Origin of the sequence: Pantoea sp. MQR6, assembly GCF_022761075.1 — a bacterium.
GTDB lineage: Bacteria > Pseudomonadota > Gammaproteobacteria > Enterobacterales > Enterobacteriaceae > Pantoea > Pantoea phytostimulans.
Map to the genome: position 1 here is coordinate 103,455 of NZ_JAKYXB010000003.1, position 13,170 is coordinate 116,624.

14 protein-coding genes and 1 other RNA gene are annotated in these 13,170 nt (G+C 51.6%); 5 read left to right on the forward strand and 10 right to left on the reverse strand.

Annotated elements, in window-relative coordinates:
* The first annotated feature begins 34 nt into the window (after nucleotides 1-34).
* Together rsmI and rnpB are read left to right on the forward strand one after the other, a co-directional pair.
* On the forward strand, nucleotides 35-898 hold the full coding sequence (gene rsmI, locus MUG06_RS13260; RefSeq protein WP_215845513.1) for a 16S rRNA (cytidine(1402)-2'-O)-methyltransferase: 864 nt from the start codon (nucleotides 35-37) through the stop codon (nucleotides 896-898).
* 33 nt (nucleotides 899-931) lie between these two features.
* Nucleotides 932-1,310, forward strand: an RNA gene (gene rnpB, locus MUG06_RS13265) — RNase P RNA component class A.
* 277 nt (nucleotides 1,311-1,587) lie between these two features.
* On the opposite strand, the gene MUG06_RS13270 is transcribed toward rnpB, so the two are convergent.
* The 10 genes from MUG06_RS13270 to MUG06_RS13315 all read right to left on the reverse strand — a co-directional run bounded on the left by MUG06_RS13270 (nucleotide 1,588) and on the right by MUG06_RS13315 (nucleotide 8,383).
* Nucleotides 1,588-2,562 (reverse strand): glutathione S-transferase family protein, encoded by a 975-nt coding sequence (locus tag MUG06_RS13270; protein WP_215845516.1) that lies wholly within the window; start codon nucleotides 2,560-2,562, stop codon nucleotides 1,588-1,590.
* A 76-nt stretch (nucleotides 2,563-2,638) separates the two neighbouring features.
* Nucleotides 2,639-3,049, reverse strand: coding sequence for a DoxX family protein (locus MUG06_RS13275; protein ID WP_215848215.1), 411 nt, complete (start codon nucleotides 3,047-3,049; stop codon nucleotides 2,639-2,641).
* 204 nt (nucleotides 3,050-3,253) lie between these two features.
* Nucleotides 3,254-3,538, reverse strand: coding sequence for a YqjK-like family protein (locus tag MUG06_RS13280; protein WP_215845517.1), 285 nt, complete (start codon nucleotides 3,536-3,538; stop codon nucleotides 3,254-3,256).
* On the reverse strand, nucleotides 3,538-3,933 hold the full coding sequence (locus tag MUG06_RS13285; RefSeq protein WP_243078864.1) for a phage holin family protein: 396 nt from the start codon (nucleotides 3,931-3,933) through the stop codon (nucleotides 3,538-3,540). The genes MUG06_RS13280 and MUG06_RS13285 overlap by 1 nt, the downstream gene beginning before the upstream one ends.
* A gap of 2 nt (nucleotides 3,934-3,935) precedes the next feature.
* The gene (locus MUG06_RS13290; RefSeq protein ID WP_243078865.1) at nucleotides 3,936-4,241 is read right to left on the reverse strand and encodes a YqjD family protein; all 306 of its coding nucleotides are present in this window, start codon (nucleotides 4,239-4,241) and stop codon (nucleotides 3,936-3,938) included.
* Nucleotides 4,242-4,276: 35 nt separating this feature from the next.
* Nucleotides 4,277-4,651, reverse strand: coding sequence for a DUF1090 domain-containing protein (locus MUG06_RS13295; RefSeq protein ID WP_215845520.1), 375 nt, complete (start codon nucleotides 4,649-4,651; stop codon nucleotides 4,277-4,279).
* 202 nt (nucleotides 4,652-4,853) lie between these two features.
* The gene (gene mzrA, locus MUG06_RS13300; protein WP_215845521.1) at nucleotides 4,854-5,201 is read right to left on the reverse strand and encodes an EnvZ/OmpR regulon moderator MzrA; all 348 of its coding nucleotides are present in this window, start codon (nucleotides 5,199-5,201) and stop codon (nucleotides 4,854-4,856) included.
* Nucleotides 5,201-5,875 carry a DedA family protein gene (locus tag MUG06_RS13305; protein WP_215845522.1) on the reverse strand — a complete coding sequence of 225 codons (675 nt, stop codon included), beginning with the start codon at nucleotides 5,873-5,875 and terminating at the stop codon, nucleotides 5,201-5,203. The genes mzrA and MUG06_RS13305 overlap by 1 nt, the downstream gene beginning before the upstream one ends.
* 324 nt (nucleotides 5,876-6,199) lie before the next feature.
* Nucleotides 6,200-6,973, reverse strand: coding sequence for a transcriptional regulator ExuR (gene exuR, locus MUG06_RS13310; RefSeq protein WP_243078866.1), 774 nt, complete (start codon nucleotides 6,971-6,973; stop codon nucleotides 6,200-6,202).
* Between the two features lie 105 nt (nucleotides 6,974-7,078).
* Entirely contained in the window at nucleotides 7,079-8,383 is a 1,305-nt protein-coding gene (locus MUG06_RS13315) for an MFS transporter (protein WP_243078867.1), read from the reverse strand.
* Between the two features lie 399 nt (nucleotides 8,384-8,782).
* On the opposite strand from MUG06_RS13315, the gene uxaC reads away from it, so the two are divergent.
* From uxaC to MUG06_RS13330, 3 genes are read left to right on the forward strand one after another with little or no spacing between them, the layout of a single operon-like run.
* Nucleotides 8,783-10,198: a glucuronate isomerase gene (uxaC, locus tag MUG06_RS13320; RefSeq protein WP_215845525.1), complete on the forward strand. Its 1,416-nt coding sequence runs from the start codon at nucleotides 8,783-8,785 to the stop codon at nucleotides 10,196-10,198.
* Nucleotides 10,199-10,200: 2 nt separating this feature from the next.
* On the forward strand, nucleotides 10,201-11,649 hold the full coding sequence (locus tag MUG06_RS13325; RefSeq protein WP_243078868.1) for a tagaturonate reductase: 1,449 nt from the start codon (nucleotides 10,201-10,203) through the stop codon (nucleotides 11,647-11,649).
* 4 nt (nucleotides 11,650-11,653) lie between these two features.
* Nucleotides 11,654-13,144, forward strand: coding sequence for an altronate dehydratase family protein (locus tag MUG06_RS13330; RefSeq protein WP_215845526.1), 1,491 nt, complete (start codon nucleotides 11,654-11,656; stop codon nucleotides 13,142-13,144).
* The last annotated feature ends 26 nt before the right edge of the window (nucleotides 13,145-13,170 follow it).

The following is a 13,170-nucleotide window of genomic DNA, read 5'->3' on the forward strand; positions in this document are numbered from 1 at the left end:
TGCTCAATATTAAATCGGCAATTCGGATGAAACAATGAAACAACACGATCGGGCAGACATTTCTGCCAGCACGCTCTACATCGTTCCAACCCCGATTGGTAATTTGGGTGACATCACCCAGCGGGCGCTGACGGTGCTTTCGAGCGTCGATCTGGTCGCTGCGGAAGATACACGTCATACCGGGCTGTTGCTACAACATTTCGCCATCAATGCGCGGCTCTTCGCACTTCACGACCACAACGAGCAGCAGAAAGCCGAACTGCTGCTGGCGAAGCTGCAGGAAGGTCAAAGCATAGCATTGGTCTCCGATGCCGGTACGCCACTGATCAACGATCCCGGTTACCATCTGGTGCGCCGTTGTCGTGAAGCGGGCATTCGTATTGTGCCGCTGCCTGGCGCCTGCGCGGCGATAGCAGCATTAAGCGCTGCGGGATTACCGTCCGATCGTTTCTGTTACGAAGGATTTCTGCCGGCTAAAACCAAGGGCCGCTGCGATGCGTTGCGCGCCGTGGTAGAGGAGCCGCGCACGCTGATTTTCTACGAATCGACCCATCGCCTGTTAGACAGCTTGCAGGATATGGTCACGGAACTGGGTGCAGATCGTTACGTGGTGCTGGCGCGTGAACTGACAAAAACGTGGGAGTCGATTTATGGTGCACCAGTCGGCGAACTGCTGGCGTGGGTGAAAGAGGATGAAAATCGCCGTAAAGGCGAAATGGTGCTGATCGTCGAAGGCCATAAAGCGGATGAGGAAGCCTTGCCGGCAGATGCACTGCGCACTTTAGCGTTATTGCAAAAAGAGTTGCCGCTCAAAAAAGCGGCGGCGTTAACCGCCGAGATCCACGGTGTGAAGAAAAACGCACTCTATCGCTTCGCGCTAGATCAGCAAGAGGCGTGACAAACGCGGGCGAATGTCCTATCATCCGCCGCCGAAGCTGACTAGACAGTCGCCGCTTTGTCGTCGTCCTCACTTGTGGGGAGACGGGCAAAGGGGAGGAAAGTCCGGGCTCCATAGGGCAGGGTGCCAGGTAACGCCTGGGAGGCGCAAGCCTACGACCAGTGCAACAGAGAGCAAACCGCCGATGGCCCAGTAATGGGATCAGGTAAGGGTGAAAGGGTGCGGTAAGAGCGCACCGCGCGACTGGCAACAGTTCGTGGCACGGTAAACTCCACCCGGAGCAAGGCCAAATAGGGGTTCACAAGGTACGGCCCGTACTGAACCCGGGTAGGCTGCTTGAGCCAGTGAGTGATTGCTGGCCTAGATGAATGACTGTCCACGACAGAACCCGGCTTAACGGTCAGCTTCGACTTTTTACTAAAAACCCCGCTTCGGCGGGGTTTTTGCTTTGTGCAGCCGGCAGATGAATGCCTGCCCACGACGCTTTTTATAAAAGAAGGCGGCTTAACGGTCAGCTTCGGCTTTTTACTTAAAACCCCGCTTCGGCGGGGTTTTTGCTTTGTGCAGCCGGCAGATGAATGACTGTCCACGACGCTTTTTATAAAAGAAGGCGGCTTGACGGTCAGCTTCGGCTTTTTACTTAAAACCCCGCCTCGGCGGGGTTTTTGCTTTGTTACTTAACTGCACTGTTATCCGCGGCCATGCGGCTCATCCCAATCAAAGGCAGGGCCGACAGAAATCACGCCATGCGGATTAATGGTCTTATGGCTGCAGTAATAATGATGGCGAATATGCGGCAGGTTGACCGTTTCGGCTATGCCAGGCATTTGATAAATGTCGCGTAGAAACCCGTTCAGATTAAGAAAATCACTGATCCGGTGGCGATCGCATTTGAAATGGGTGACATAGACAGGGTCGAAACGCACCAATGTCGTCCACAAGCGTAGGTCCGCTTCTGTTAACTGATCGCCCGTCAAATAACGATGCTGACCCAGAATCTGTTCAAGACGCGATAATGAGTGGAACAAAGCCGTGACCGCTTCATCGTAAGCTTGCTGTGAAGTTGAGAAGCCCGCTTTGTAAACACCGTTGTTAACCGTGTCGTAAATCCAGCCATTCAGTTCATCAATCTTTTCACGTAATGCAGGCGGATAATAATCGCCAGCGCGCGCACCAACGCCGTCGAACGCGCTGTTAAACATGCGGATGATATCGGCAGACTCGTTACTGACAATGGTATTCTGCTGTTTATCCCACAGCACTGGCACAGTAACACGCCCGGTGTAGTGTGGATCGGCATGCAGATAGAGCTGATAAAGAAATTCGTTCTGATAAAGGCTGTCACCGGTTGTGTCCGGGAACCCATCATCAAAGGTCCAGCCATTTTCTAGCATCAGCGGATGAACCACCGACACATCAATCATATTTTCCAGCCCTTTTAAGCTACGCATTAACAAAGTGCGATGCGCCCATGGGCAGGCCAGTGAAACATATAAGTGATAACGGTTGCGCTCGGCTGCAAAGCCCGCTTTACCGCTGGGGCCGGCGCTGCCGTCTGCTGTAACCCAGTTACGCCACGCGGATTCTGAACGTTTGAATCGTCCGCCGGTTGACTTGGTGTCGTACCAGGTGTCATGCCAGACACCTTCAATTAATTGGCCCATATCGCCTCCCATGCAAACAGGGCGAGGAAAAGTCCCCGCCCTGCTAAGTATATGTGGCATTTCGCCGTTGGTAATATTAGCGCGCTAATGCAGGCTGCGGCTTTTTGTTAAGGAGACGGTCAATGCTGTAAGCGCCTGGACCGACTAAACCTAATACCAAGAAACCACCGGCAATTGACAGGTTTTTCATGAACATCAACTGGTTAACACCTTCTGCAAAATTACTGTGGAACATAAATGCAGTCAGAATGGTGAAGCCAGCAGTGAACAGCGCAGTAAAGCGAGTCAGGAAACCAAACAGAATCGCCAGGCCACCACCAAATTCAAGCAAAATCACCAGCGGCAGCATAAAGCCCGGGACGCCCATCGCTTCCATATATTGTTGTGTACCGCTGTAACCCACGATTTTGCCCCAACCTGCGGTAATGAACAGAATGGTCATCAGGATGCGAGCCAGCAATAAACCTGTATCTTCGAATTTTTTCATCATCTACTCCAACGCTAAAAAGTGGCAGGGCATACGTGCCTGCATCGATTATTCCCGCTGAAAGCACGTTTGCAGTTCATTGGGCTGATGGAGGGAGATGATAGTCGCGCAGAGAAAAGGTTGTAAGCGAGATATACTGTCGATGTTTTTCAGAAATTCTGATGAAGTGAAGCCAGCCCTAAAAAGGGCCAGCTTTAACATAGGTTAACGCTGTGGAAGAGCCGTTTTAAGCATGCGCCAGGTGCTCCATAAACCGAAGCCCCGTTTGGCCCAACGCAAAATTTTATTCGGACTGCGCACAGACCAGATTGCCAAAGCGCTGCTGCCCACTGCCAAATAACGTCGCAGGCCGAGGAAAGTTTGCCAACCACGATCATAATGCGCCGTACCGTAAAGCCAGTCACGGCGCCCTGCGCTCAGGTCCAAACGCTGTTGCTGCACCTGATTAAGCAGTTCATGGATGCGTTTCTCACGCTCGCGACGACTCATCAGCGATCCTCCTCAAGCAATACCCGGTCAGTTTCCAGCTCTTTGCGCGTATGGTGCAACAGCGTAGATTGACGTGATTTGCGCAAGGTCCAGATTCCGATGATTAGCGCCAGTGCAAACAGCACCGCAGTAGTGATACCAATCGCTATCAAGCGATATTGTGCATCAACCGCCCAGATAATCAGAACCATCAGGCTCATCAAACCAAAAGCGGTGAACAGCATCGTTAAGCCAACCATGATTAATAACTGAATCAGGTTTGCTTTCTCTGCTTCAAGTTCTACCACTGCAAGACGAACGCGCGTCTCAACCATGCTAACCAGCGTAGTAACGATGCGCTGGCCAATGTTGATGACCCCTTTGCCCGGGCCGTGGTTCTGCTGTGATTCAGCCATAATTAACGTCGAGAGATGAGGATGCCCAGCGCGACGCCAATGGCTGCACCGATACCCACACCATGCCAGGGATTTTCACGCACATAGCCTTCGGCTTTCTGTGCTGCTTCGCGCGTAGTGGCTGCCAGACGCTCGCCTGATTCACCAAGACGCTCACGTGAACTGTCTAAAGCGACGCGCGCTTTACTGCGTAGCTTATCCAGTTCACCTTTCGATTTTTCTGTGCTGCTGCTCAGCACTTCTTCCAGGGTGTCAGCTAAATTTTTCAGTTCGGCACGCAAATATTCAGACGTTGTATCTTTTGACATGAAATACTCCTTTAACATCAGTAGATTGAATACGGTTAATAAGGCTCCGCCTGCAACTTTTTCAGTTCATGGCGTGCTTCTTCCAATTTTTCTTCACGTTTAACAATCTTATCCTTGTCGTCGCCGTCCTGGCGCTCTTCCTTGAGTTCACGTTCACGTTCGGCGACTTTCTGTTTCTGCGTATTGATTCTTTCAAGATGCGCAGCTTCAAGTTTTTTGTCGGTACAGTTTGCGCGAACTTCCGTTAACGCGCGCTCCAGACCATTAACGCGGCGCTGATTGTTGTGCTTCTGCGCCACATCGATTTCAAGCTTGATATCCTGCTCTTTTTGCTGACACAGCGACTCCGCAGCCATCAACGATCCTGAAAGAGAAAAGAGTGCGAATCCCAGCAGTAATTTATGTTTCATCAGGCTGATTACCTTCCATTGTGACTTAACCTGCGACCTACCGGACAAGAGGAGACCCAGGCTGTCTTTACACTAGCCATCGGTTAAGCATAGACATCAGCGGGAAAAAGTTCAAAGAACACCGGGAGATACAGAAAATTCCAGACCACAATGCGATCTTGCAGTGCAGTCTGGATTCTTGAAGGGAAGAAAGAGGGCGTGATCAGGCCAGCGACAGGCGCTCGGCCTGATCGTGTTGCGCGACGATGAAACCTTGCGGCAGCAGGCGACGTAATACTTTTTGCGCTGCCAGACTTTGCTCTTCACTGTCGAAATGAATCACCAGCGCATCACCCGAAGGCGTAATGCTTTTGATGCGAATACCTTGCGCAGTCAGCTGCTGGTACAGATAAAAACCATCAGGCAAAGGTGCGCCAGCGTGGGATACGCGAATCTGTACTACCGTTTCATGGCGCATTAGCGTGGGAACCAAACTTAACGCGATCAGCGCGAAAGCACCGCCGACTAGCCAAGGCAGCCAGCGTTTAGGAAAACCTTTCAGCATGTTCATTACTCGGCTTTCCCGTTTTGATTGGCCTGACGTTTACGCCATAAAACGACTAAAGATCCGACTAAACCAATCACCAGCAGCACCAGCGGCAGCATCATCAGGAAGAACATCAGTTCATCTTCATAACGGCGGAAGATTGGCGTTTTACCTAAAGCGAAGCCCAGCACAGTAAGAATCACCACCCACAAAAATGCGCTCACCCAATTGAAAAATTGAAAGCGCGTATTGCTCAGGCCAGAAAGACCCGCGATGGTGGGTAACAAAGTCCGAACGAAAGCGATAAAGCGACCGATAAGCAGCGCCGATAAGCCGTGCCGATGAAACAAACTGTACGCACGTTGATGATATTGCGCGGGAAGGTGCGACAACCATTTTTGTACGGTGGGCGTATTACCGAGCCAGCGGCCCTGAATGTAACTTACCCAACAGCCAAGGCTCGCGCCGGTGGTCAAAACCAGAATGGTCAGCGGAAAACTCATTGTCCCTTTGGCGATCAAGACACCGACTAAAATCAGCAGACTGTCACCGGGCAGAAAAGCGGCAGGCAATAAACCGTTTTCCAAAAACAAAATCATGAACAAAACGCCGTAAATTGCCCAGACCAGCGTGGGATCGGAAAGGGTTTCGTAATCCTGTTGCCACAAGGCATGCAGCAACGCTTGCAAGATATCCATCAATCATTCCTGAACGTCATTGTTAAACATGTCCCCAAGGGACTTAAGCGCAGACCGGCGTTGAGTTATCGATTTTAGGAGCGCAGCCTGAGCAGGATTTTCCGGATCCTTCCGAAATTGATTGTTAAATCAGCGACTTTATAAAGCCCTGTCGCAAAGGGTAAGAAAAGGGCGATAACTGTAACAAAAATCATGCACACGAGACAGGAGAAACTGCCCGACGACCCGGAGTTTTACCCTGTGAGACAGTATGTAAAAAGTAGCTTTACACGACCTGACATTATTGCAGATTAACTGACCGATTTGAGCAGGATTTCAGCGGCTTTAACGCGGGTTATTGGAGCCATCTGGCAGGATCACCGGATTTTCACCAAACATGTAGCGGTCGACGTTAAATTCGAAATCATCAGCGGTGGCGTTAAACAACATTTGTTTAGTATTTTCCAAATGTTGCCACATCGCCAGTTTGCTGGCGGCGGGATCTTTGCGCATTAGTGCTTTCAGAATATGATCGTGATCGTCGCACCAGCTGATGATGCTGCGCTGATCGATGTGTTCATGGAGTTTGAGCCAATAAGGATTATGCAGGCGATGCAGCCACATTTTTTCGACAATCGCGGCGAGCGCGCTGTTTTGCGTGGATTGCGCAATGCGAACATGGAACTGCATGTCCCATTCTGAGTCGCGGAAATGGTCTTCCTGACGGGCTTTTTCCTGAATCGCCATCAATTCGATAATGTCCTGGCGCGTCACCTGTGTGGCCGCAAATTCCGCAACATTACTTTCGATGAGCTGGCGGGCCTGCAACAGTTCAAAAGGGCCAAAAGAGGCAAATTCCAGCTGGCTGGATGTCGCTACCCGATTCTGCTGTTGACTGGCGATAACGTGAATACCTGAACCTTTGCGTACCTCAACATAGCCTTCAACTTCTAGCATGATAATGGCTTCACGCACCACGGTGCGGCTGACTTCCATCTCTTCTGCTATCAGGCGTTCGGCAGGCAATTTATCACCGATGGAGTAACTCCCGCTTTCAATGCGGCTTTTTAATTCGCTGGCCAGCTGTTGATAAAGACGGCGGGATTCGATGATGTCCATGACAAAGTCCAGAATGACAAATGGGTAAGTTGTTATACCACTTAGCGTCGGGCGAGGAAATGGGTGGGTTGGGCTGGCGTTAACCCGCTCAGCCCACCCGAGGGATTAACTGCGAGCGGTTGCAACGGCGGGTGCGCGCACTTTCTGCTCAAGTTCTGAGACCGGTTTATTTTTCAACACCGTCCAGATCACAATTGCACCCAACAAATCAAAGACTGCCAGCGCGGCAAACAGCGGGCTAAAGCCCAGCGTATCTGCCAGCGCACCCACCACCAAGGCAAACATCGTGCTGGCAGTCCAGGCTGCCATACCGGTTAATCCGTTAGCCGTGGCGACTTCATTACGGCCAAATACGTCTGAAGAGAGCGTGATTAACGCGCCTGAAAGAGCCTGGTGTGCAAAACCGCCGACACACAGCAGCGCAATGGCTGCATAAGGACTGGTGAATAAACCAATGGTTCCTGGGCCAATCATCAGGACCGCGCCCATCGTAACCACTAATTTACGTGACACGATCAGATTTACACCAAACCAGCGCTGAAACAGCGGTGGCAAATATCCACCAAGAATGCAGCCAAAATCAGCGAACAACATCGGCATCCAGGCAAAGAGTGCAATCTCTTTCAAATTGAAACCGTAGGCTTTGAACATAAACAGCGGGATCCAGGCATTAAAGGTTCCCCATGCCGGTTCAGCAAGAAAACGCGGCAGCGCGATGCCCCAGAACTGGCGGTTACGCACAATCTGCATCGCAGACATTTTGCGATTATTGCCGGTTTGATGCTGCGCCTCTTGGCCTGAAAGAATGTAATCACGCTCTTCTGCGCTGAGTTTGGTTTGTTGTTTGGGATGTTTATAAAATACCAGCCAGCAGAGCGCCCAAACCATGCTTAAAACGCCGGTGATAATAAACGCCATTTGCCAGCTGTGCGCCATGATCGCCCACACGACCAACGGCGGTGCCAGCATGGCGCCAATCGAAGAACCCACGTTGAAATAGCCTACCGCGACCGAGCGCTCCTTAGCAGGAAACCATTCGCTGCTGGCTTTAAGTCCCGCAGGAATCATGGCGGCCTCCGCCGCGCCTACCGCGCCACGTGCCAGAGCTAATCCGCCCCAGCTGCCCGCCATGGCGGTGGCGGCGCAGAAAATTGCCCACATGACGGCAAATACCGCGTAGCCAATTTTTGTGCCGAGTAAATCCAATACATAGCCAGCGACAGGTTGCATCAGGGTATAACAAGCCGAATAAGCGGCGATGATGTAGGAGTATTGTTGAGTGGTGATATGTAATTCAGTTTGCAGCGTCGGTGCTGCCACTGCGATGGTGTTTCTTGTCAGATAGCCCAGTACCGTGCCCAATGTAACGAGGCCGATCATGTACCAGCGTAGCCCTTTGATCTTACGCATTCTCTACCTCTTCCAGTTATGTATGCGGTCTTGCCGCTGTTGTTATCTGGAGCGGGACAACTCGTGATACAGCTCTGCTCACGCCCGCAGGTCGTATTAGCGACCTTTGTTTACCTTGCCTTTTAAGTGCATTCGCTGAACAACGAATGACGGAGCGAGAGCCTAACTTGTTATACAACTTTAAAAGTTGAGAGCCATCACAAAAACCCTTTCAGGCCTGTGGGATACTTTAAACCCACGTCAAGACAGCCATTTAGCCTGCTGCCGGCGACAGAAGCGTCCATAAGCTCGGCTTTTTACTGTCGTTTATGTGAGCGTGATCGCAAAGAATTCTGCTGTTGGCTAAAATTGGTATGATAACTTTGAGCCATGAAAGGTTCAGCCTAAGAGGAAGTAAGCATGTCGCGTTTTATGACCGAGGATTTTTTGCTGGATACCGAATTCGCTCGTCGGCTTTATCACGATTATGCGAAAGATCAGCCAATTTTCGATTATCACTGCCACTTGCCACCGCAGCAGATTGCTGAAAACTATCGCTTCGCTAATCTGTACGATATCTGGCTGAAAGGGGACCACTACAAATGGCGAGCGATGCGAGCCAACGGTGTGCCAGAGTCATTTTGTACTGGTGAAGCCAGCGATCATGAAAAATTCAATGCTTGGGCGCGTACCGTGCCGCACACCATTGGTAATCCACTCTATCACTGGACTCACCTCGAATTACGTCGCCCCTTCGGTATTACCGGCACGCTACTTTCTGAGAAAACCGCCGACACTATTTGGCATCGCTGTAATGATTTGCTGGCGCAGGATGAATTCACAACACGCGGCATCATGAAGCAGATGAATGTAAAAATGGTTGGCACTACCGACGATCCACTCGACGATCTGTCCCATCATCGCGCACTCGCCGATGACGCCAGTTTTGATGTCAAAGTGCTGCCGAGCTGGCGACCCGATAAAGCGTTCAATATTGAAGCCGAGACATTTTTACCGTGGGTTCAGAAGCTGGAGCGCATTGCTGACGTTAACGTGCAGCGTTTTGATGACTTGCTGCGTGCGTTGAGCAAGCGCCTTGATTACTTTGCCGCACATGGCTGCAAAGTCTCCGATCATGCTTTAGATGTAGTTTGTTACGCCGAGGCAGATGAAGCCACGCTGGATGCCATTTTATCGCGTCGCCTGCAGGGTACAGCTCCAAATCCACAAGAGATCGCACAGTTCAAAACAGCGGTGCTGGTCTGGCTGGGCGGCGAATATGCACGTCGCAACTGGGTGCAGCAATATCATATTGGTGCGCTGCGTAACACCAATCAACGTCAATTTGAATTGCTTGGCCCGGATGTGGGTTTTGACTCTATTAACGACCATCCAGTGGCTGAACCGCTGGCGCGTTTGTTAGGTGCGCAAAATCTCCATAACGCGTTGCCAAAAACCATTCTTTATTGCCTGAATCCACGCGACAACGAAGTGCTGGCCACCATGGCGGGCAATTTCCAGGGTGAAGGCGAAGCAGGAAAAATGCAGTTTGGATCGGCTTGGTGGTTTAACGATCAGCTCGATGGTATGCAGCGTCAAATGACACAACTCGCGCAAATTGGTTTGTTAAGCCGCTTTGTCGGCATGTTGACCGACAGTCGCAGCTTCCTCTCATATACGCGTCATGAATATTTCCGCCGCCTGCTGTGCCAGATGATAGGAAATTGGGTTGAGCGGGGCGAAGCGCCGGAAGATGAAGCGTTGTTAGGCCAAATGGTGCAGAACATCTGCTTCAACAATGCCCGCGACTATTTCGGCATTGAGTTAGGAGCATGATTATGCAGCGGCTGAATCGTAACGATTTTCTCGGCGCCCGCTATAGCGATCGCGTGATTCAATTCGGTGAAGGTAACTTTCTGCGTGCTTTTATCGACTGGCAAATCGACTGGCTGAATGAGCATCACGGCACCGATGCGGGGATTGTAGTGGTGCGGCCGCGCAACCGTGAAGTCAGCGACAGCTTGAATCAGCAGGAGGGTCTTTACACCACGCTGATTCGTGGCCTCAACGAGCAGGGCGAACAGGTCAGTGAAACACGCCTGATTCGTAGCCTGAATCGCGAAATCCAGCCTTACAAGCAGTACGACGATTTTCTGGCATTAGCTGAAAATGCGCAGATGCGTTTCGTGTTCTCCAATACCACCGAAGCGGGTATTGCGTTTGTCGAGTCGGATACGTTAACCGATCAACCCGCCTCAAGCTTTCCTGGCAAGCTCACTCAACTGCTGTGGGCGCGCTTCAACCATTTCAGCGGTGCGAGCGATAAAGGCTGGTTAATCGTGCCGTGCGAATTGATCGACCACAACGGCGACATGCTGCGTGAAACGGTGTTGCGCTATGCCGATCACTGGCAGCTTTCGTCAGAATTTAAAGCGTGGGTCAGCGACCATTGTGCCTTCTACAACACGCTAGTGGATCGCATCGTGACCGGTTTTCCGCAGGAAAGTGCGCAAATTGAAGCTGAGCTAGGTTATGAAGATCGCTATCTGGTTGCGGGTGAAGTCTATTACCAGTTTGTGATTCAAGGCCCCGCCGCGCTGGTTGATGAGCTTAAACTGGATGTGCTCGCCCCGCAGGTGCGCAGAGTTGAAGACATCGCGCCCTACAAAGCACAAAAAGTGGCGATCCTGAATGGCGCTCACACTGCTATGGTGCCGGTGGCGTATCTGGCCGGGTTAGAAAGCGTGGGCGAAGCGATGGACGATGCCGCAATTGCGGGCTTTGTTGATCGCCTGCTGCGTGATGAAGTGATCCCGACACTGGATCTGCCGAGTGACGAGCTGCACACCTTTGCCGATGCGGTACAGCGTCGCTTCCGTAATCCTTTTATCCGCCATGCTTTGCTGTCGATTGCCCTGAATAGCATGACTAAATTCCGTACGCGCCTCCTGACGCCGCTGCTGACATCGCATCAGCAAACCGGCAACTGGCCGCCACGGTTGACCTTCGCATTTGCTGCGTTAATCGCTTTTTATCGCGGCGAGTCAGAAGAGAAAAGCTGGCCGTTGCAAGACGACACGCAATGGCTGCAATGCTTCGCTGAAGGCTGGACCGCATTGAAAGCGGATGAAATTTCTCCGGAACAATTGGTGCGCAACGTTTTAAGCAATGCGCAGCACTGGGGAGAAGATTTAACCCTGCAACCGGGATTGACCGCAGCGGTTACCCAACACCTGCAAAACATCATCGTTCACGGGACGCGTGAGGCGCTGAGCCAACTGAGATAACGCTATGCAAGACGCAATTAAAATTCATTCGCGCGACAATGTTGCCGTGGCGTTGCGCGACTTAGAAGCAGGCAGCACCGTTGAATTGTCTGATGTGGCGGTAACGCTGCAACAAGAGGTTGGACGAGGACACAAGTTTGCGCTGCAACCCATCGCGCAGCGCGATTTAGTGATCAAATATGGTCTGCCGATTGGTCATGCTACCCAGCCAATCGCCGAAGGCGAAGTGATCCATTCACAAAATTCGCGTACCAACCTCAGCGATTTGGATGAGTATGAATATCAACCTGAATTCGTTGATGTGCCGCCTCAGCCGGGCGACCGCGAGGTACAGATTTATCGCCGCGCCAACGGTGACGTTGGCATTCGTAATGAGTTATGGATATTGCCAACCGTCGGCTGCGTCAACGGCATTGCGCGTCAAATCCTGCAACGTTTTCTGAAGGAAACGCAGGACGCTGCGGATATTGATGGTGCGTTCCTGTTCAGCCATACCTTTGGCTGTTCACAGCTGGGGCAGGATCACGACAATACGCGCACCATGCTGCAAAATATGGTGCGGCACCCCAATGCGGGCGCGGTATTAGTGATTGGCCTTGGTTGTGAAAACAATCAGGTTGATGCGTTTCGTGACACGTTGGGCAGTTTTGAAAGCGATCGCGTAGAGTTTATGGTTTGCCAGCAACATGACGATGAAGTGGAGGCCGGCCTTGAGCGTTTGCATGCATTGTATGAAAAAATGCGTCACGACCAACGTGAGCCAGGCAAACTCAGCGAGCTTAAGTTCGGCCTGGAATGTGGCGGCTCTGACGGCTTTTCGGGGATTACTGCCAACCCGCTGCTGGGGCGTTTCTCCGATCAGATGATCGCCAACGGCGGCACGACAGTGTTAACGGAAGTACCGGAAATGTTTGGTGCAGAGCGCATTTTGATGAGCCGCTGCCGCGATGAAAGCACTTTTGATAAAACCGTGGCGATGATCAACGATTTCAAGCAGTACTTTATTGATCACCAACAGCCGATTTATGAGAACCCTTCTCCTGGCAACAAAGCGGGTGGCATCACTACGCTGGAGGAGAAGTCGCTGGGTTGTACGCAAAAGGCGGGGCAAAGCCAGGTTGTTGATGTCTTGAAATATGGCGAGCGACTGAAAACGCCGGGTCTGAATCTGCTGAGCGCGCCGGGTAATGACGCCGTTGCCACCAGCGCGCTGGCCGGAGCAGGATGTCATATGGTGTTGTTCAGCACCGGACGCGGCACGCCTTACGGAGGATTTGTGCCTACCGTCAAACTCGCAACCAATACGCCGTTGGCTGAGAAAAAACCACACTGGATAGATTTTGACGCCGGACGGTTGATCCACGGCATGAGCATGGATGAGATGCTGGCAGATTTTGTCGATACCATCGTAACCATTGCGAATGGTCAGGCGACAAATAATGAGAAGAATGATTTCAGGGAATTGGCGATTTTTAAAAGCGGCGTCACGCTATAAAGCGTATAAAAATGGCGGCCTGAGTA